The sequence below is a fragment of the Leifsonia sp. P73 genome (genome assembly GCF_051059105.1).
GTDB lineage: Bacteria > Actinomycetota > Actinomycetes > Actinomycetales > Microbacteriaceae > Leifsonia.
The window spans coordinates 4,068,737-4,087,877 of the sequence record NZ_CP194931.1 but is presented as its reverse complement, the minus strand read 5'-3'; the positions used below and the strand labels follow the sequence as shown (position 1 = coordinate 4,087,877).

Genomic DNA, 19,141 nt, shown 5'->3' with positions numbered 1-19,141 from the left:
TGCTCGCCGAGCGCCCGGTCGACGGTCAGGACGCCGGGCAGGTCGGCAGCGTCGCCGTGCTCGACCCGCTCCTCACGGCCTGGAGCACCGCGAGCGAGTCCTTCAGCGTCTTGACCGCGAACACGTGCAGCCCGGCGGGGATGTGCCCGGTGACCTCGTCGCAGTTCGACGCGGGGGCGAGGAAGTAGCTCGCTCCCCCGGTGTCGCGGGCGGCGTACATCTTCTGCCGGATGCCGCCGATCGCCCCGATCGTGCCGACATTGTCGATCGTGCCGGTGCCGGCGACCTTCTTGCCGCCGTTGAGCTTGTCCGGCGTCAGCTTGTCGATGATCCCGAGCGCGAACATCTGCCCGGCGCTCGGGCCGCCCACGTTGTTGAGCTGGATGTTCACGTCGAACGGGAAGGTGTAGTCCATGCCCGCGCCGATCCCGAGGACGACCTGGCCCTGCGTCTCGGTGGGCGTGATCGAGACCGTGGAGGCCGCGCCGTCGCGCACGATCCCGATCTCGGCCGCCTTGCCCGTGCCGTTGGCGTTGACCGCCTTGCGCAGCGCGGCGACGCTCTCGATGGTCTCGCCGTTGACGCTGGTGATCTCGTCGCCCGTCTTCAGCACCTTCGCCGCGGGGGTGCCCGGCAGGAGCTGCTTGACCGCGACCGCCTGCGGGAAGTGGTAGCCGAGCTGGTTGAGCGCCGCGGCGATCGCGTCCTGCTGGGAGTCGACCATCAGGGCCGCGTTCGCGGCGTTGGACTGCTCCGTGGTCGTCCCGGGCGGGAACACCTCGTCGATCGGCGTCACCGCGCGGCTCGGGTCGAACCAGGCCTGGAGGATGCTCAGCCAGCTCGGGCTCTGGTCGGGGTTGCCGACCACCGACACGGTGAGGAGGTCGAGCGAGCCGCCGGTCGGGTAGGTGGTCTTGCCCGGTATGCTGATCAGCGGCTTGGCGTCGCCCGACGGCACGCTCCCGACGGCCTGGTCGGTGCCGAGCGTGTTGAAGACGGGGCCGGGCTGCTCGATCACGAACGGCGCAGGCGCGAGCGCAAGGACCAGGGCGAGCACGACGGCGACGGCGATGGCCACCCAGCCGACGATCGTCCGGCGCGACGGCGCGACCCGCGGGCCGTCCGGGAGCGGCGCTGGTCTGTCGTCGTCGGTGAACAGGGTCACGCGCGGTCCCTTCGGTCGTGTTCGCCACGGGCGCACCGCCCACGGCATCGCCCGAGCCGATTCTCACCCGGCTCGCGGTGATCTCGGGCTAGCGTAGATGCCAAGCCTGGAAAGCCGTAATCGCGCGGCCGACACCAATCGAGACGGGGGCGAGCCAGATGGCCGACGATCCGAACAAGGAACCGGACGACGAGTTCCGGGACATGTTGCGGGAGTTCCTGTCCGGTGACTCCTCCATCGACCCGAGCCAGCTCGCGGGCGCCGCCGGCCTCCCGAACGACCCCGCCGCCATCCAGCAGCTCCTGGGGCAGCTCCAGAACGCCCTGATGAACCCGGGCGGCGGCATCAACTGGGACCTGGCCGACCAGCAGGCGCGCACCCTCGCCTCCGAGGGCGCCCACGCCGTGACCCCGGCCGAGCGCTCCACCCTCGACCAGGCCTTCCACGTCGCCGCGCTCTGGCTGGACGAGGCCACCACCGTCGCGGGCCTCTCGACGCCGCCCGAGCTCATCGGCCGCGCCGAGTGGGCACGGCAGACCATGCCGCTGTGGACCCAGCTCGCCGAGCCGGTCGCGCTCAGCATCTCGGACGCGCTCACCCGCGTTCTCACCGAGCAGGCTCCGGAGGAGATGCAGGGCATGATCCAGAACGCCGGCCAGGTCATGCGCTCGGTCGGCGGCGCCCTGTTCGCGATGCAGCTCGGCCAGGTGGTCGGGCAGCTCGCGAAGGAGGTCGTCTCCGGAGGCGACATCGGCATCCCGCTGCTCGCCGACGGCACCGCGGCGCTCATCCCGCAGAACGTGGCCGAGTTCGGCGACGGGCTCGACATCCCTACCGATCAGGTGCAGCTCTACCTCGCGGTGCGCGAGCTCGCGCACGCGCGGCTGTTCCGGCACGCGAAGTGGTTGCGGCTGCAGCTCATCACCCAGATCACCGCGTTCGCGCGCGGCATCACGATCGACACCGACCGGCTGGAGTCGCTCGCCGAGAGCTTCGACCCGTCCAACCCGGAGGAGCTGCGCGAGGCGATGGTCTCCGGCGCGCTCATCCCGCCGAAGACCGAGGAGCAGCAGGAGGCCCTGGGCCGCCTGGAGACCGTGCTCGCGCTGGTCGAGGGCTGGGTCGACGTCGTCACCGCCGGCGCCACGCGCCTGCTGCCGAAGGCCGACGCGATCGCCGAGACCGTGCGACGCCGGCGCGCGGCGGGAGGGCCGGCCGAGTCGGCCTTCGCGACGCTGGTCGGGCTGGAGCTGCGCCCGCGCCGGCTCCGCGACGCCGCCGCCATGTGGCAGGCCGTGACCGACGCCGTCGGCCAGGAGGCCCGCGACCGGCTGTGGTCGCACCCGGACCTGCTCCCGCAGGCGGCGGACCTCGACGACCCGTCGCGCCTGGTCGCCCGCCTCACCGCCGCGGCCACCGGCCAGGAGCCGGAGCGCGACGAGCTGGACCAGGCCATCGAGGACCTGCTGCGCGGCGACGGCGACCGGCCCGCCGAGGGCTGAGCGCAGGGTGTCTCCGCAGCGGGGTCGCAACACGCCGCTGTGCCCACGCGATTACGGCGTGTTGCGACCCCGCTGCGCCGTGCCGACCGACGACGCCTGTGGATAAAGTGCGTAGCGCGCGGGAGCTGTGGATAACTGCCTCTCGGCCGTCTCGTCACGTCAGGATGGCGGGATGGTCCACCAACTCGATCCCCGCATCCCCCGCGTGTGGCGCTCGCCGCGCGCCCTCCAGTTCGGCGTCGAACGGCCGCTGCTGATCCTCGAACCGGTCGGCGTCGCGGAGGAGCGGATGATCTCCGCGCTCTCGGCGGGCTCGACGCGCAGCGCGCTGCGGATGATCGCCCGCGGCGCCGGGGCGGCACCGGCCGCGGTCGACGCCCTGCTCGCGCGGCTCGGGCCGGTGCTGGAGTCGCCGCCGGAGGCCGGGGTCGGCGCCGCGCCGATCGTGGTGCTCGACGGCGCCGGTCCGACGGCGGCCCGCATCCTCGCCCTGCTGGCGGAGGCCGGGATCGACGTGCGCAGCGGCCTCGCGGCGGATGACCCGGCGGTCGACCTCGCGGCGGCGGCGGTCGTGGTCGGCGCTTTCGCGATCGCGCCGCACAGGCACCAGCGCTGGCTGCGCCGCGACATCCCGCACCTGGCGGTGGTGTTCGGCGACGGCGGGGTGACCGTCGGGCCGTTCGTGCAGCCGGGCGACGGCGCCTGCCTGCGCTGCGTCGACCTCCATCGCCGGGACGCCGACCCGGCGTGGCCGGCGCTCGCGGCGCAGCTCCACACCCGACCGCTGCCCGCCGAGACGGAGCTGGTCTGCGGAGCGGCGGCGTCGGCCGCGGCCGGCGCGGTGCTGGCCCTGCTGCGCGACGCCCCCGGACGTTCCGACGCCGCGGCGCGCTACGACGCGGACGCCGCGCGCTGGTCGGAGCTGCGCTGGGAGCCGCATCCCGAGTGCGGCTGCCTCAGCCCGCTGGCTGCGCCGCCGTCCGCACCGGGGCCAGTTCGGCCAGGAACCGCGACGCCTGCCGTGACACCGGCCGACCGGGCTGGCTTCCGCGCTGCGCCCAGCTCAGCCGCAACCGGCGCCGGGCGCGGGTGACGCCCACGTAGAGCAGGCGGCGCTCCTCGTCGATCTGCTCGAAGCCGGCGGCGTAGCTGATCGGCACCAGTCCCTCCGAGAGGCCGACGATGTACACGGAGTCCCACTCCAGGCCCTTCGCCGCGTGCAGCGTCGCCAGGGTCACGGCGGACATCGTCGGCTCGTGCTGGCCTGCCTGGCGGGCCATCAGCTCGTCGGTGAAGCGCCGGAAGGTCGCGCCCTCCGGCATCTCGTCCACCAGCCCCATGATCGCGTTGAGCGACTCCCAGCGCTCGCGCACGGCGCCACGTCCCTCCGGCGGCCGCACCGACCAGCCGAGCGTCCGCAGCACGTCGCTGACCGACTTGAACAGCGGCTCGTCGGTCGCCGCGACGCTCGCCGCGCGCAGCGTCATGACCGCCTGGCGTACCTCCGGGAGGTCGAAGAAGCGCTTGGAGCCGCGGAGCTGGTAGCTGATTCCGAGGTCGCCGAGAGCCTGCTCCAGCGCGGCCGCCTGCACGTTCACGCGGTACAGGATCGCGATGTTCTCCGGCTTGGCGCCCGCCTCCAGCTGCGCCGCGATGCTCTGGGCGACGGCGCGCGCCTCGGCCCGGTCGTCCTCGAACACCGCGGGCGGCGGCACCTCGTCCCCGGCCTTCGCCTCGTGGACGGCGCGCAGGGTCAGCGCGCCGGAGCGGCCGCGCATCAGCCGGTTGGCGGTGTCGATCACCGACGGCGCCGACCGGTAGTTCTGCTCCAGCCGCACGACGGTGGCGCCCGGGTTCTCCCGCTCGAAGTCCAACAGGTACTCGCTGCGCGCCCCGGCGAACGAGTAGATGGTCTGGCTGGCGTCGCCGACGACGCAGAGGTCGCGGCGGGTGCCGAGCCAGAGCCGCAGGAGCTGGTGCTGCAGCGGGGAGACGTCCTGGTACTCGTCGACCACGAAGTAGCGGTACTGCTCGCGCACCTGCATGGCCACCGACGGCTCGGTCTCGATCATCCCGGCGCAGACCAGGAGGACGTCCTCGAAGTCGATCTGCTTGCGCTCGTCCTTGAGCTCCTCGTAGGCGCGGTGGAAGTCCACGAGCTGCTCGGCCTTCAGGCTGCCGGGCAGCGGGCGGGAGGCCAGCGCCGCGGCGTACTCCTCCAGGCCCATGCTGGAGACCTTGCGCCACTCGATCTCGGCGGCGACGTCGCGGAGAGTCGCGGTGTCCACCCGCAGCCCGAGCTTCTCGGCGGCGTGGCCGAGCACGCGGCCCTTGCCGTCGAGGACGCTGGGGAGCTGGCCGCCCACCACCTGCGGCCAGAAGTAGTTGAGCTGCGCCAGGGCGGCGGAGTGGAACGTCCGGGCCGACACGCCCCCGGCGCCGAGCTGCCGCAGCCTCCCGCGGAGCTCGGCGGCCGCGCGGTTGGTGAAGGTCAGCGCCATCACCCGGTTCGGCGTGAACGCGCCCGAGGCGACGCCGTACGCGATCCGGTGCGTGATCGCGCGGGTCTTGCCCGTGCCGGCGCCCGCCAGCACGCAGACCGGCCCGAACAGGGCCTCGGCGGCCACGCGCTGCTGCGCGTCCAGACCGCCCAGCAGGCCGTCGGGACCGGGGGCCGTCGCCGTGCTCACGCCGCGCTCACAGCGCGGGAGGCTCGTCGAGCGGGCCGCCGTACCAGTCCTCGATCAGCGCGCGGGCGATGGAGGACCGGCCGGGCAGGATGATCTGCTCGCGCGCCTCCCACAGCTCGTCGCGGCTGAACCAGCGCAGGTCGAGGATCTCCTCGCCGTCCGGCGCGAGCGCTGCAGGGGCCTGGTCGTCAGCGAGCCGCGCCGTCATCCCGACCATGACGGAGGCCGGGAACGGCCACGGCTGCGAGCCCTTGTACCTGGCATCGGTCACCCGCACGCCGGCCTCCTCGAAGATCTCGCGCTCGACGGCGGACTCGAACGACTCCCCCGGCTCCACGAACCCGGCCAGCAGCGAGTAGCGGGAGTGCTCCCACATGGCGTTCGAGCCGAGCAGCAGCCGGTCGTCGGCGTCGAGCACGGTGACGATGACCGCGGGGTCGGTGCGCGGGAAGACCTCGGAGCCGTCCTCGAAGCAGCGCCGCACCCAGCCGGCCTGCTCGACCACGGTCGGCGTGCCGCAGCGCGGGCAGTGCGTGTGCGAGGCGTGCCAGTTCGCGATCGCCAGGGCCTCGGTGAAGAGCCCGGCGTCGCGGTCGCTGAGGGCGGTGGCGACGGTGCGGAGGTTGCCCCAGCGCGCCTCGTCCGGCTCCAGCTCGGTCGCGGCGGCGTCGGTGAGCACCTCCAGCACGACCGCGGAGCCGGCCGGCTGGCCGGGAACGTCCACGAGCGTGCGGCCGAGGTAGACGCGGATCAGCGCCGCCGTCACCCGGTCCACCGTCAGGAGGTCGAGCTCTGCGGGGCCGGCGTCCGGTGCGCTCCAGCCGTCGGACGCGGGCGTCGCGGCGGCCACGCTCTCCGGCGTCAGCAGCGCCCTGCCCTTCCAGAGCGCGAGGACCCGGGTCGTCGGCTCCTCCCACAGCTCGTCGAACAGCGCCGGCCGCGCGCGGGCGGCGTGATCGCGGTCGATGGCGTGGCGCGAGAGCGGGAGCGCGGCGAGCGGCAGCGCGGACGTCGATGCGGACGACATCGGGATCCCTTCGAGGCGTGGAGAAAGATGCAAGGCGTGGCGGAACTGCCCACGCGCGGATGTCCATTTAGCCTAGGTGCATGGCCAGATCCCCACTCACTCTAGCCGCGCTGGCCAGCTCGGCCGTGCCCGACCTGGATGTCACCGGAACCCGCGCGCACACCGCACACGGCGCGGGCGAGTTCGACGCCGCCGTGCTCACGACGGCCGACGGGAGCGCGCGCATCGTGCGCGTCCCGCTCACCCAGGCGGCGGAAACCGAGCAGAGCTCCGACCTGGTCGCGCTGCGCGCGCTCACCACCGGCATCCGCAGCCGCCTCCCGTTCGACGTGCCGACCTACCTGGGCCAGGCGCCGGTCGGCGGCACGCGCGCCATCGTCTACGACTTCCTGCCCGGCGAGCACGTCGCCGTGGAGGATGTGCCGCCGGGCGACGGCCTCGCCGGGTCGATCGGCCACGCCATCGCGGCCATGCACACGCTCCCGACCAGCTTCGTCGGGGAGGCCGGACTCCCGGTCCTCTCCGCCGCCGAGTGCCTGTCCTCGACTGCGGCGCTGATCGAGTCCGCCGCCGCGACCGGCAAGCTGCCCGCGGCGCTCCGCGACCGCTGGCGCGACGCCGTCGCCGACCACTCGGTGTGGCAGTTCCAGCCCACGGTGATCAACGGGGCGCTGACCGCCGACTCGTTCCTGGTCGACGGCGAGTCCGTCACCGGCGTGCTCGGCTGGTCGGCGCTGCGCGTCGGCGACCCCGCCCGCGACCTGCACTGGCTGCTCGCCATGAACCCGGACGCCACCGACGGCGCTCTCCTCGCTTATGCCTCCACCCGCCAGGTCGCCACCGACCGGCAGTTCACCCAGCGCGCGATGCTGTACGCCGAGCTGGAGGTCGCCCGCTGGCTACTGCACGGCCGCGAGCTGCGGGACCAGGACATCGTGGACGACGCCGTGCAGATGCTCGACGGCCTGGTCGACCGGGTGCACAGCAACTCCGTCACCCCGCTCTCGACGGCCACCGGGCCGATCATGGCGATCGACGACGTCGAGGCCCTGCTCGACCGCACGCCGGGCGACCGCGCGTCGGTCCGGCCGGGCGGCATGCGCCCGGTGGACGAAGAGGTCTGACGCCTCAGCGCGTCGACGCCTCCCACAGCTCGACCAGCTCGGCCTCGGAGTACAGCCGCTCCGGGCGGACGACCCGGTCGTCGGCCACGAAGTAGAACACGGCGTCGATACGGGCCGGGTCGATGCCCGCGTGCTTCGCGTAGGCGAGGCGATAGAGGGCGAGCTGGAGCTGCTTGCGCTCCAGGTCGGCGGCGTCGCGGGGGCCTTGCCGGTCTTCCAGTCGACGATCTGGACCTCGTGGCGCCCGTCGTCCACCGCGTAGACGGCGTCCAGCTTGCAGACGACCACCTGGCCGGCGAGCGTGACATGGATCTCCAGCTCGACCTCGGCGGGCGCCCGGTCGGCCCACTCGCTCGCGGCGAACGTCGCCTGCAGCTCGGCCAGGGCCTCCGCACGGAGCAGCTCACCCGCGGGATCGTCCAGCTCGGCGACCGCGGCGTCGAGCGCGTCGGTGGCCCCTCCTGCGACGCCGTAGCGCTCCTCGACCCAGCGGTGGAAGAGCGTACCCAGCCGGGTCTGCCGGTAGGGCCGTTCCGGCATGGGGCGGCGGAGCTGGGCGGCGACGCCGGCGGGATCGCTCACGAAGTCCTTGAACCGGGAGGCCGGGATGCGCGCGGGCAGCTCGACCAGGCCGTCCTCCGCCTCGCGCCTGGCGCGCTCGGCGAGCAGCAGGTCGACGTCGAGCGCGTACACACCGCCGTCGCCCGGGCCGCGCTCGCGCGCCGCCTCCACCGCCGCCGCCGCGGCCTCCACCCTGGTGCGGCGCACGCCCAGCGGATCGAGCGGCCAGATCACCGTGCGCGACTCCGGCGACAGCGGGTTCTCGTCGGGCTCGTCGCACGGCGGGAACGCGTCCTCCGGCAGCAGCCCGGCCTGCTGCAGCTCCAGGAGGTACGCACCGGGCGACCGCGGCCGGGACTGCGTCGACCAGTACGACCCGGTCAGCAGGAGGCTGTGCCGCGCGCGCGTGACGGCGACGTAGATCAGCCGGCGCTGCTCCTCCAGGTGGCGCGCCACATTGGCCGCCTCGAACGCGGAGATCGCCTCGTCCACCTGTTTCTGGTCCTCGGCGTTGCGCCACGGCAGGACGGGCAGCTCGGCCGAGTCGCCGCGGAACTCGTTGGGGAGCTGGCCGAACGCCAGCCAGCCGCGCTTGCTCTGCGGCGGGCCTGGGAGCTCGCCTTCGACCAGGCGCGGCACCGCGACGACGTCCCACTCCAGGCCCTTCGCGCCGTGGATGGTCAGGATCTGCACCGTGCCGGGCTCCGCGTCCTCGCTGCGCGGCGCCAGGTTGTCGCGCTGCTCCGCCTCCGCCAGCCAGGCCAGGAACGACCCGAGCGTAGCCCGGTCGTCGCTGGCGAGATACGACGCCACCTGCTCGGCGAAGGCGTCGAGGGAGGCCTGGCCGAGCTGGGCGGTCTCGTTGGCGGCGACCTCGATGTCGAGCCGCAGCTCCTGCTGCACGAGCGTGACCAGGTCGAGGAGGTCGAGCCCGGCCCGCGAGCGCAGCCGGTCGAGCTGCCCGCCCGCCGCCCGCAGCCGCTCCAGGCCGAGCGCGCTGAAATCGCCGAGCTGGCCGTGGCCCTCCGGCGCCTCCACCACGAAGTCGAGCGCGTCGACCAGGAGGCCGACTCCTCCGCCACGACCGAGCCGCGCAGCCGGTCGCGCACGTCGGGGTCGAGGGTCTGGAAGCGGTGGTCGCGCGCGGCCAGCCAGCTCGCGACCCGGCGCAGCGCGGCGATGTCGCGCGGACCCACGCGCCAGCGCGCCCCGGTCAGCAGCCGGATCAGCTCGGAGCCCGCCGTCGGGTCGTGCATGACCCGCAGCGCGCTCACCAGGTCGGCGACCACCGGCTGCTCCAGGAGGCCGCCGAGCCCGAGGACGTGGAAGGGCACCCCCGCGCCGCGAGGGCGCCGGTGAACGCGTCGATCTTCTTGATCGACCGGCAGAGCAGGGCGGCCGAGGGCGGCATCCCCTGCGCATCCCGCTGGGCCAGCCGCACGCGCAGCCACTCGGCGATCGTCGCCGCCTCGTCCTCGACGGTCTGCCCGAAGGCGTGGTCGAGCTCGCCGACTATCGCGCCCGGCCGCGGCTGCAGCTGCTCGACGTGCACGGGCGAGTCGGCCGAGAGCGGGGCGACGAGCGCGTTCGCGGCGTCCAGCACGGTCGTCGGGTTGCGCCAGCTGGTGCTGAGCGCGAAGGCGGCAGCGCCCTCCTTCCTCCCGGTGAAGTCGAGGGCGAACCGGCCCAGGTTGGCCGCGCTCGCGCCGCGCCAGCCGTAGATGGACTGGTGCGGGTCCCCCACCGCCATCACGGCCTGGTCGAAGAACAGCGCGGACAGCAGCCGGGTCTGCACCACCGAGGTGTCCTGGTACTCGTCCAGCAGCACGACGCGGTAGCGGCGCCGGTAGTCCGCGACGACCTCCGGCAACCGCTCGCACACTGCCAGGGCGAGGGCGACCTGGTCGGAGTACTCCACGAAGCCGCGCCGCCGCTTCTCGTCCGCGAACCGCTCGGCGAGGTCGAGCAGCGGGCGCAGCGAGCCGACCGAGGCCACGGCGGTGCGGACCGACGCGTAGGCGTCCTTGACCCGCCCGCTACCGGTCGGCAGTTCGAGCAGCCGGCCGAAGCCCTCCACCATGCGGTGCACGTCGCGGGCGTCGGCCACGTTCTCGCTGAGCGCGCGGCTGAGGTCGAGGACAGCGGTGGTGACCGCGTCCACGCTCTTGTCGAGCTCCACGAGCCGCTCGTCGTCGCAGCCCACGACGACGCGGCGGGCGAGCTGCCAGGCCGAGGCCTCGCTGAGGATGGCCGACTCGGGCTCCCGGCCGATCAGCAGGGCGTTCTCGCGGAAGATCGCGTTGGCGAACGCGTTGTAGGTCGCGACCTCGGGCGCGTCGAACGGGTCGAAGACCACGTCGGTGAGGCCGGAGGCCGCGAGCTGCTCGATGCGGCGCCGGATCCGCTCGGCGAGCTCGCCTGCCGCCTTGCGGGTGAAGGTCAGGCCCAGCACCTCCGGCACCCGCACCAGCCCGTTGGCGAGCAGCCAGACGACGCGGTTCGCCATCGTCTCGGTCTTGCCGCTGCCCGCGCCGGCGACCACGATCGCGGGCGCGAGCGGCGCCTCGATGACAGCCTGCTGCTGCTGCGTCGGCCGCGGGAGGCCGAGCGCGTCGGCGATCTCGGCCGCGCTCAGGCGGCGGGCCGGGCGCTGCGGCTCGGGAGCCGCCGCCTCGGCCGCGAAGGCCAGCTCGACCAGGTCCAGGCCGGGCTGGTCCTCGGCGAGCTCCAGGAGTCCGTCGTCGTTCACTGTGCTGCCTCCCACGTCATGCGCTGACCGCCGGGACGAGATGGATGCGGTACCCGTAGGCCGCATGCGGGTCGCGGTCGCCCAGGTCGACGACCCCGGCGAACGTCGCGCCGGCCATGCCCTCGGCCGCCTGCGCCACGCGCTCCTCCAGCCGGACGAGCGCCTCCGCGTCGACGCGCTCCTGCACGACCTCGCGGTACGCCTTGCCGCGCACGCCCTTGGCCACGAACAGCAGCTTCGCGCCGCCGGGCGGCAGCTCCGCCGCCTCGACGGCGCCGTGCTCCAGCGCGAGCTGGTACACGCCGAGCTGGGCGTGCGACGCCGTCTCCGCGGCCGTGGGCACCGTGCGCCCGGTCTTCAGGTCGACGATCACCACGGTGCCGTCCGGGGTCTCCTCCACCCGGTCGATCTTGCCGCTGATGCGCGCCCGGCCCAGTTCGAGCTGGAACTCGCCCTCCGACCCGAGCAGGCGGCCGCCGGCGCGCCCGAAGTCGCGCAGGTACTCCGAGACGCCGGCGACGAGCCCGCGCGTGCGGCGGCGCTCGCGCTCCTCGATCCAGGGCGACTCGAACTGGAGCTGCGCCCAGCGCCGCTCGATGCCGGACCAGAGCAGGTCGACGCTCGTCTCCTCCGTCGCGGCGGCCTCCTCCATGACGGCGTGCACCACGGTGCCGATGCCCGCGGCGAGGCCGCTCGGGGAGGCGGCCATCTCGTCCACGAACCAGGCCAGCGGCGACTTCTCGAACGTGCCCAGCCGCGACGGCGAGACCTTCACCCGCGCCTCCGGGTCGTCCAGGTCGATCAGCGGCTCGGTCGTCGACGGCTCCGCGAGGCCGTACCAGTCGGCGGGATCGGCGCCCTCCACCCCGGCTTCGGCGAGCCGGGCCAGCGCGTCGGCGGCGTCGGGCGAGCCGGTGGTCACCAGCCGGCGGCGCAGCCGGCCGACCATGCCGCGCAGCGACAGCGGGTGGATGCCGTCATCGTCGTCCTCGACCGCCAGCTCTGCGGCGAGTCGCAGGAACGGCGAGGGCTGCTCGTCGTCATTCGCGGTCGCGGTGAGCAGCACCTGACGCCGGGCGCGGGAGACCGCGAGCGCGAACATCCGCAGCTCGTCGCTCAGGACCTCCGCCCGCTGGTCCGCGGTGTCGCTGCCGTCGTCCACGGTGTCGGCACGGCGGCCGTCGAGCGCGTCGTCCAGCTCCTGCGGGTGCAGTAGCGAGCCGCGCAGCCGCAGGTTGGGCCAGACGCTCTCCTGCAGGCCGGCCACGGCGACGACGTCGAACTCCCGGCCGACCGTGGCGCTCGGCGTGCACACCAGCACCGCGTCGCCGGTCGTGCGGGCCGCGAGGGTGTCCTCCGGCACCTCCGCGCCGAGCAGCTCGATCACGAAGTCGGAGGCCGGACGCTCGGGCGAGCGCTCCACGAAGCGCCGGGCAGCGGTGAACAGGGCCACGACGCCGTCGAGGTGCCGGTCGGCCTCGTCGGCGACGATCCCGGAGCGCTCGGACTGCTCCAGCCACCGCGTGGCCAGGCCGCTGCGCTCCCAGGCGTGCCACAGCAGCTCCTCGATCGTGGAGCCGGCCGCCGCCTTCTCGCGGCCGCCTCGCAGGGTCTCGCCCAGTCGCGCGGCCCGGCGGGCGGGCGAGGAGTCGATGGTGGCGAGGTTCGCGGGCGTGGCCAGCGCCTCCACCAGGAGGTCGTCGCCGGGCCGGTTGCCGTCGCCGGCCAGCTCCTCCTGGCGCAGCGCGAGCCGCAACCGGCGCAGGCTGATCGCGTCCAGGCCGCCGAACGGCCCGAGCAGCAGCTCGGTCGCCACGACCGGGGTCAGCTCGATCGCGCCGAGCGCGACGCCCGCGATCGTGATGAGCTGCCGCGCCGCGTAGTCGTCGCGCAGCGGCCGCCCCGCGATGCTGGTGGTGGTCGGGACCTCCGCGACGGCGAGCGACCGGGCCAGGCCCGGGATGTGCGCGCCCGACCGCACCACGACGGCCATCCGGTTCCACGGCACGCCGTCGATGAGCCGGCGCTCGCGCAGCAGCCGGGCGAGCCGCGCGGCCTCGGCCGGAGCCGACGACGCCTTCACGACCACGACGGCGGGGCCCGCGTCCTCCGGCTGCTCGCGCCCCGCGACGGCCACGCGGTGCACGCCGGCGGCCGCCGCGCCGATCCGCTCGGTGACGCGCGAGGTCAGCTCGCGCAGTGCGGGGGTCTGGCGGTGCGCGGTGCCGAGCACGACGCGCGTCACGGGCACGCCCAGCCGCGCACCGAGCTGGCCGAGCGCGGCGACCTCCGCGCCGCGGAAGGTCGTGGACGCGACGTCGGGGTCGCCGAACGCGATGACCGCGATGCCACGGGCCGCGACGGCGCGCAGCAGCGCGATCGTGGCCACGGTGGCTTCCTGGAGGTCGTCGACGAACAGCGCTCTGAGGCCGTCGAGGCTGCTCCCTCGGCGACGACGGGGACGGCGGAGGCGATCAGCTCGGCGGAGTCGACGTAGCCGCCGCGGAAGCTGTCGAGGACGTTCTGGTACTCCGCGATGAACCGGCCGGCCGCGCGCCACTCGTCCCGTCCGGTGATCGCGCCGAGCTCGGCCAGCCGCGACGGCGACACTCCGCGCTCGGCGCAGCGGCCGATGAGCTCGCGCAGCTCGGTACGGAAGCCGCGCAGGATGCGCACCTCCGGCCCGAGCGACGGCGGCCAGACCGGCCCGGTGCCGTCCTCCAGATGGCCGGTCAGCAGCTCGGCGATGATCTGGTCCTGCTCGCCGCCTGTGAGCAGCCGCGGCGGCTCCCAGCCGTTGCGCCTGGCCTGCTCGCCGGAGAGCTGGAAGGCGAGGGAGGTCGCCGTGCGGGCCAACGGGCCGGGCGTCGGCACGCCGAGCCGCAGCGAGATCCGGTCGCGCAGGGCGGTCGCTGCGGTGCGGGAGGCGCTGAGCGCCAGGACCTCCGACGCCGCGTAGCCGCGCTCGTGCACGCGCTCGGCGATGGCCTCCACCAGCGCGGTGGTCTTGCCCGTGCCCGGCGCGCCGAGCACCGCGGCCGACGCGCCGTCCGGCAGTGAGAGCACCGCGCGCTGCGCGTCGTCGAGCGCGACGGCGAGGCCACCGGCCGCGTCGTCGACGCGCGGACGGAAACCTCGGGTGGACATGCATTCACGGTAACGGCGTCCGCCGACAGAGAACGCGACCGGAGCCCGCGAGCCGCGTGCCGTAGTCTGAACTTTCAACCGCCGGTCTGATTCGAAAGGCACATCCCGTGGAGATCCGCATCGGAATCGTCAACGCCCCCGCGAGCTCAGCTTCGAGTCGGCCCTGTCGGCCGAGGAGCTCACCGAGCAGATCCAGGCCGGCCTCACCAGCGGCACGGGCATCCTGAAGCTCTCGGACGACAAGGGCCGCGTCTACATCGTCCCGACCGCGGGCATCGGCTACGTCGAGGTCGGCACCGAGGAGTCGCGCCGCATCGGCTTCGTCGGCTAGATTCCGAGCGTGGAACTGCTCTTCGTCGCGCTCGCCGGCGCCATCCTCGGCCTCGGCGCGCGGTACCTCCTGCCCAACCGTCACACGCACGGCTCCGTGCTCATGCCCGCGCTGGGCGTGAGCGTCGCGTGCGTCCTCTGGGTCGCCCTCACCTGGGCCGGCCTGAAGTGGGACGGCGGCTGGATCTGGTGGATCACGCTCGTGGGCACCGGCGTGGTCGTGGTCGTGGCCGACCTCGTGATCGGCCGCCTGCGCAGCGCCCACGACGACAAGCTGCTGCACACCCTCACCCGCGGCGCCGTCGCCCGCTGAGGCGGCGGCTCAGGCCGTCAGGCCCAGGGCGTCCATCCGGCGCGTGTGCGCGGCGATCAGCTCGGTGAAGATCGGCTCGATGCGCTCCTCGTCGGCCGCACGGTTCCCGGACAGGTGCAGGGCCGAGCGCGCCACGAGCAGCGTGTCGCCGACCAGCCTGCGGCCCCACATCGCCAGCCGGGACCCGAGCTGCGGGTCCCCGGCGATCTCGCCGCGCAGGACCTCCAGCAGGCCCTCCTGACCGGAGTCCGAGCCGAGAAGCTGCGCGATCCGCGGGCCGACGTCGCCCGGCAGCCCGCCGGCGAGCCGGATGAAGAAGTCGTCCAGCAGGCCGCCCGTCATCAGCGCGGCCAGCAGCGTCTCGCGCCAGTCGGAGCCCACCAGCAGGGCACGGAAGCCCTCGATCTCCTCGGCGAACGGCCGCATGACCTCCGCGGGCTCGTCGCCGCGCCGGCGGATCTCCGCGACGATGCCCTGGTGCTTGGACAGCGCCAGCCCCGCGGCGCCCGAGACGACCTCCTTGGCCGCGAGCGCGTCGGTGTCGGCGGCGACCCGGGAGAGCGTCTGGAACTGCTCGAGCTGCAGGTACGCCGCCTGGCCCAGGTAGGGCAGCAGGTCGGGCATCACCTCGTGCAGGTCGACGCGGACCGTCGCCGGAGGCGTCCTCTGGCTGAGGCGGGGCAGCTCGACCACGGGCCGGCGTCTGGTGAACCACGTTGACACGTACAGCAGTGTAACGGGGAGGTCCAGTAGGCTTGTGCTGCCGTCGGCACAGGAACGACGGCCCTGCGCCTGCGACGAGAACAGGGCGTGGACTCACTTTTCGAACCGACAGGCACCTTTACGTGACTTTCTCTGAACTCAACATCGACCAGGACATGGTGGACGCCCTCGCCTCCAAGGGCATCATCGAGCCGTTCCCCATCCAGTCCCAGACCATCCCGCTCGCGCTCGCCGGCCAGGACATCATCGGCCAGGCCAAGACGGGCACCGGCAAGACCTTCGGCTTCGGCCTCCCGATCATCCAGCGCCTCGGGCTCGACCCGGAGCCGGGCGTCCAGGCGCTCGTCGTCGTCCCGACCCGCGAGCTCGCGGTGCAGGTCTTCGAGGACCTGGAGCAGGCCGCCTCCAACCGCGCGACCGCCGTCACCGCGATCTACGGCGGCAAGGCCTACGAGGGCCAGATCGCCCAGCTCAAGGCCGGCGCGCAGATCGTCGTCGGCACGCCGGGCCGCCTGCTCGACCTCGCGGGCCAGCGCCTCCTCAACCTCTCGCACGTCAAGGAGATGGTGCTGGACGAGGCCGACAAGATGCTCGACCTCGGCTTCCTCTCCGACATCGAGAAGCTCTTCGCGCAGACTCCGGCGACCCGTCACACCATGCTGTTCTCGGCGACCATGCCCGGCCCGATCGTCGCGCTGGCCCGCCGCTTCATGACCCGTCCGATCCACATCCGCGCCAGCGACCCCGACGAGGGCCAGATCCAGGCGAACATCAAGCACCTCATCTACCGGGCGCACTCGCTCGACAAGGACGAGGTCGTCGCCCGCATCCTCCAGGCCGAGGGCCGCGGCAAGACCGTGATCTTCACGCGCACCAAGCGCGCGGCGGCCAAGCTGGTCGAGGAACTCGGCGACCGCGGCTTCAACACCGCGGCCGTGCACGGCGACCTCAACCAGGAGCAGCGCGAGCGTGCGATGGCGGCCTTCAAGGCCGGCAAGAAGGACGTGCTGATCGCCACGGACGTCGCCGCGCGCGGCATCGACGTGGACGACGTCACCCACGTCATCAACCACACCATCCCGGACGACGAGAAGACCTACCTGCACCGCGCCGGGCGCACCGGCCGTGCGGGCAAGACCGGGATCGCCGTGACCTTCGTGGACTGGGAGGACCTGCACAAGTGGGCCCTCATCAACCGCGCCCTGGAGTTCGGCCAGCCGGATCCGACCGAGACCTACTCGTCGTCGCCGCACCTCTACAGCGACCTCGACATCCCGGAGGGCGCGAAGGGCCGGCTGAAGTCGACCCCGGCCGTCAAGGCCCCGGAGACCCGGGACGACGCCCGCCACGACTCCACCGGCCCCGGCGCGCAGGGCGAGGGCCGCTCGCGCAACCGTCGCCGCCGCACCCGTTCGGGCGAGGGCGCGACCGCGCAGGGCGCCGGAGCGCAGGGCTCGGCCGCGCCGGCCGACGCCACCCCCGCGGGCGACGACGCCAAGGCCCCCGCGGCCGGCACGCACGACGGCGGCGGCTCGCAGCACCGCGACGGCAACAGCGCCCCGCGCCGGCGTCGCCGCCGCTCGCGCGGCGGCTCCCCCGCCACGCCCGCGAGCTGACGCATCCAGCTGACAGAACACGCCGCCTGCCGATCACGGCAGGCGGCGTGTTCTGTCAGCGAGGCGCGATCAGTACCAGTTCGGGGTGTGGCTCATCTCGAAGTTCCACGCGGCGCAGGGCGAGCCGTACGAGCGGTTGATGTAGTCGAGGCCCCAGTTGACCTGGGTGTTCTGGTTCGTCATCCAGTCCGGTCCGGCCGAGGCCATCTTGCTGGCCGGCAGCGACTGCGGGATGCCGTAAGCGCCGCTGGAGGTGTTGTACGCGTCGGCGCGCCAGCCGGACTCGTGGTTCCACAACGAGATCAGGCAGCCCATCTGGTCCTGGCCCCAGCCGAACGCGGAGAGCCGGCTCGACGCGTAGGACTGTGCTGCTGCGGGGTCGACGTTCATCCCGGGCGGCGGAGCGAAGCCGTCCGCGCTGCCACCGCTGTTGGCCGCGGATTGAGCGGCGGCTGCGGCGGCTGCGGCGGCTGCGGCCTGCGCGGCGGCGACCCCTGCGGCGTACTGCTGCTCGACGGTGGCGGCGGTGTTCTGCAGGGACGCGAGCTGCGCGTACAGCGTGGTCGCATGCTTCTTCTGCTCGGCGAGTTGCGCGTCGGCGTCGGCCTTGGCCGCCGTGGCGACCTGCAGGGCCTTCTGCGCATCCTTGTCGAGCTGGTCGCGGATCTTCTGCGCAGCGGTGGCCTGCGCGCTGAGGGCGGCGGCGACGTTCTTCTGCGCGGCGGCCTGGGCGAACAGCCCGGAGGCCTGGTCGGCGAGCTTGGACACCGCGCCGAGCTGGTACAGCAGCGACGGCTGCGTGCCGGTGGTCGCCGCGGCGGTCCCGCCCGGCGCGCCCGAGCCGCCGAGGAACAGCCGGATCGACACGTCCGAGGTCCCCGACCGGGTGAGCTGTGCCGCGAACTTGCCGCTCTCCGCCTTCAGCTCGTCCGACCGCGCCGCGGCCGCCTGGGCCTGCTGGGCGATGTCCTGCGCCTTGGCCGTGGCCTCCTTGAGGGCGGCCTCGGCCTTGCCGTACTCGCCGAGGCGCTTCACCGCCAGGTCGCCCGCCGCATTGGCCGCGGTCTGCAGCGAGGCCAGGAGGCCGTTGATGCGGTCGACCTCCCCTTGGGCCGCTGCGGCGTTGGCCTTGGCCGCCTGCACGTCGTCCCAGGAGGGGTAGGTGTCCGCGCTCGCGGGAGCCGCGCCGCCCGCCACCGTGAGCGCGCCGATGAGCGCCGCCACCGCGACAGAAGACGTCCAGAGCCGTCGAGACACACGTACCTCGCTTCCCGATCCCCGCGGACCAGGCTAACGGGTGCTCGCGCTCATCCGTAGAAAGGCGCCGCGCCTGTCGCTTCTTCGATCATCAGGTCCACGACGGCCGGATCGGTGGTGTTCTCGCCGAGCCGGTTGGGCTTGCCCGCCCCGTGGTAGTCGCTGGAGCCGGTGATCTGGAGGCCGTACTTGGCCGCGTAGCCGCGCAGCACCGCGACCCCTTCCGCCCGGTTCTCGCGGTGGTCGAGCTCCAGCCCGAACAGCCCGGCGCGGACGAGGCGGCGCAGCCGGTCCTCGGGGATCACCCCGCGGCTGCTGGTCGCCGGGTGCGCCAGCACGGGCACTCCCCCGGCGCCCCGGATCAGCCGGATGCCGGTCGTCGGGTCCGGCGCGTAGTGCGGCTGGAAGTACCCGCTGCGCCAGTGCAGGATGCCGGCGAAGGCGGCGCTGCGGTCGGCGGCCAGCCCGCGGGCGACGAGCGCGTCGGCGATGTGCGGGCGCCCGACAGTCGCACCCTCCGTCGCCTGGTCGAGCACGTCGGCCCAGGTGATCTCGTAGTCCTCGGCGATGCGGCGCACCATGTCCTCCGCTCGGCGCATGCGGCCGTCGCGGATGCGGCGCGTCTCGGCGACGAGCGCCTCGTCCGCCGGGTCGAACAGGTAGCCGAGCATGTGCACGCTGGCGAACTCCACTCGCGTGGACAGCTCCATGCCGGGGATGACCGTGACGCCGGCCTCCGCGCCGGCGGCGGCGGCCGAGGCCCATCCGGCGGTCGAGTCGTGGTCGGTGATGGCGATCGTGCCCAGCCCGGCGGCCGCGGCGGCGCGCACGAGCTCGGCGGGGGTCTCCGTGCCGTCCGACACGCTGGAGTGCGTGTGGAGGTCGACGGGACCGCGGAACCGTCGCTCATCAGCCATGCCCACCATCCTAGGAGTGG

At 73.7% G+C, this 19,141-nt stretch carries 13 protein-coding genes and 2 pseudogenes; 6 read left to right on the top strand and 9 right to left on the bottom strand.

What is annotated here, in order from left to right; genetic code table 11:
- Positions 1-25: 25 nt before the first annotated feature.
- The gene (locus ACQ86L_RS20975; RefSeq protein ID WP_434317103.1) at positions 26-1,165 is read right to left on the bottom strand and encodes a YlbL family protein; all 1,140 of its coding nucleotides are present in this window, start codon (positions 1,163-1,165) and stop codon (positions 26-28) included.
- A 158-nt stretch (positions 1,166-1,323) separates the two neighbouring features.
- Between ACQ86L_RS20975 and ACQ86L_RS20970 the strand changes: the two genes are divergently transcribed.
- Both ACQ86L_RS20970 and ACQ86L_RS20965 read left to right on the top strand, forming a co-directional pair.
- Positions 1,324-2,667, top strand: coding sequence for a zinc-dependent metalloprotease (locus tag ACQ86L_RS20970; protein ID WP_434317102.1), 1,344 nt, complete (start codon positions 1,324-1,326; stop codon positions 2,665-2,667).
- Positions 2,668-2,839: 172 nt separating this feature from the next.
- A pseudogene (locus ACQ86L_RS20965) lies at positions 2,840-3,607 on the top strand (hypothetical protein); the annotation flags it as partial.
- A 16-nt stretch (positions 3,608-3,623) separates the two neighbouring features.
- Here the strand turns inward: ACQ86L_RS20965 and ACQ86L_RS20960 are convergent.
- Together ACQ86L_RS20960 and nudC are read right to left on the bottom strand one after the other, a co-directional pair.
- Positions 3,624-5,357, bottom strand: coding sequence for an ATP-dependent helicase (locus ACQ86L_RS20960; RefSeq protein ID WP_434317101.1), 1,734 nt, complete (start codon positions 5,355-5,357; stop codon positions 3,624-3,626).
- A gap of 7 nt (positions 5,358-5,364) precedes the next feature.
- On the bottom strand, positions 5,365-6,384 hold the full coding sequence (gene nudC, locus ACQ86L_RS20955) for an NAD(+) diphosphatase (protein ID WP_434317100.1): 1,020 nt from the start codon (positions 6,382-6,384) through the stop codon (positions 5,365-5,367).
- 80 nt (positions 6,385-6,464) lie between these two features.
- Here nudC and ACQ86L_RS20950 point away from each other — a divergent pair, with 80 nt between their 5' ends.
- Positions 6,465-7,508, top strand: a complete 1,044-nt coding sequence (locus ACQ86L_RS20950) for a phosphotransferase (RefSeq protein ID WP_434317099.1) — start codon at positions 6,465-6,467, stop codon at positions 7,506-7,508.
- Between the two features lie 4 nt (positions 7,509-7,512).
- Here the strand turns inward: ACQ86L_RS20950 and ACQ86L_RS20945 are convergent.
- The 3 genes and pseudogenes from ACQ86L_RS20945 to ACQ86L_RS20935 all read right to left on the bottom strand — a co-directional run bounded on the left by ACQ86L_RS20945 (position 7,513) and on the right by ACQ86L_RS20935 (position 13,965).
- A pseudogene (locus ACQ86L_RS20945) lies at positions 7,513-10,758 on the bottom strand (UvrD-helicase domain-containing protein).
- 76 nt (positions 10,759-10,834) lie between these two features.
- Complete coding sequence (locus ACQ86L_RS20940) at positions 10,835-11,527, bottom strand: RecB family exonuclease (protein ID WP_434318943.1); 693 nt, start codon at positions 11,525-11,527, stop codon at positions 10,835-10,837.
- A 1,532-nt stretch (positions 11,528-13,059) separates the two neighbouring features.
- Complete coding sequence (locus tag ACQ86L_RS20935) at positions 13,060-13,965, bottom strand: UvrD-helicase domain-containing protein (protein ID WP_434317098.1); 906 nt, start codon at positions 13,963-13,965, stop codon at positions 13,060-13,062.
- Between the two features lie 163 nt (positions 13,966-14,128).
- Between ACQ86L_RS20935 and ACQ86L_RS20930 the strand changes: the two genes are divergently transcribed.
- Together ACQ86L_RS20930 and ACQ86L_RS20925 are read left to right on the top strand one after the other, a co-directional pair.
- The gene (locus ACQ86L_RS20930; RefSeq protein WP_434318942.1) at positions 14,129-14,296 is read left to right on the top strand and encodes a DUF3107 domain-containing protein; all 168 of its coding nucleotides are present in this window, start codon (positions 14,129-14,131) and stop codon (positions 14,294-14,296) included.
- A 9-nt stretch (positions 14,297-14,305) separates the two neighbouring features.
- The gene (locus tag ACQ86L_RS20925) at positions 14,306-14,608 is read left to right on the top strand and encodes a hypothetical protein (protein ID WP_434317097.1); all 303 of its coding nucleotides are present in this window, start codon (positions 14,306-14,308) and stop codon (positions 14,606-14,608) included.
- A 9-nt stretch (positions 14,609-14,617) separates the two neighbouring features.
- On the opposite strand, the gene ACQ86L_RS20920 is transcribed toward ACQ86L_RS20925, so the two are convergent.
- A complete protein-coding gene (locus ACQ86L_RS20920; RefSeq protein ID WP_434317096.1) occupies positions 14,618-15,331 on the bottom strand; it encodes a ferritin-like fold-containing protein in 714 nt (237 codons plus the stop codon).
- Positions 15,332-15,453: 122 nt separating this feature from the next.
- Here ACQ86L_RS20920 and ACQ86L_RS20915 point away from each other — a divergent pair, with 122 nt between their 5' ends.
- On the top strand, positions 15,454-16,947 hold the full coding sequence (locus ACQ86L_RS20915; protein WP_434317095.1) for a DEAD/DEAH box helicase: 1,494 nt from the start codon (positions 15,454-15,456) through the stop codon (positions 16,945-16,947).
- Positions 16,948-17,016: 69 nt separating this feature from the next.
- Here ACQ86L_RS20915 and ACQ86L_RS20910 read toward each other — a convergent pair whose 3' ends face one another.
- Together ACQ86L_RS20910 and ACQ86L_RS20905 are read right to left on the bottom strand one after the other, a co-directional pair.
- Positions 17,017-18,171 (bottom strand): hypothetical protein, encoded by a 1,155-nt coding sequence (locus tag ACQ86L_RS20910; protein WP_434317094.1) that lies wholly within the window; start codon positions 18,169-18,171, stop codon positions 17,017-17,019.
- Between the two features lie 83 nt (positions 18,172-18,254).
- Positions 18,255-19,121 carry a PHP domain-containing protein gene (locus ACQ86L_RS20905; protein ID WP_434317093.1) on the bottom strand — a complete coding sequence of 289 codons (867 nt, stop codon included), beginning with the start codon at positions 19,119-19,121 and terminating at the stop codon, positions 18,255-18,257.
- Between the last annotated feature and the right edge of the window lie 20 nt (positions 19,122-19,141).

What these genes read in the sequence shown, in the direction of transcription:
- ACQ86L_RS20970 (WP_434317102.1), top strand. Translation starts at nt 1,324, where the DNA reads ATGGCCGACGATCCGAACAAGGAACCGGACGACGAGTTCCGGGACATG.
- nudC (WP_434317100.1), bottom strand. Translation starts at nt 6,384, where the DNA reads ATGTCGTCCGCATCGACGTCCGCGCTGCCGCTCGCCGCGCTCCCGCTC.
- ACQ86L_RS20950 (WP_434317099.1), top strand. Translation starts at nt 6,465, where the DNA reads ATGGCCAGATCCCCACTCACTCTAGCCGCGCTGGCCAGCTCGGCCGTG.
- ACQ86L_RS20940 (WP_434318943.1), bottom strand. Translation starts at nt 11,527, where the DNA reads ATGGCCGCCTCCCCGAGCGGCCTCGCCGCGGGCATCGGCACCGTGGTG.
- ACQ86L_RS20935 (WP_434317098.1), bottom strand. Translation starts at nt 13,965, where the DNA reads ATGTCCACCCGAGGTTTCCGTCCGCGCGTCGACGACGCGGCCGGTGGC.
- ACQ86L_RS20905 (WP_434317093.1), bottom strand. Translation starts at nt 19,121, where the DNA reads ATGGCTGATGAGCGACGGTTCCGCGGTCCCGTCGACCTCCACACGCAC.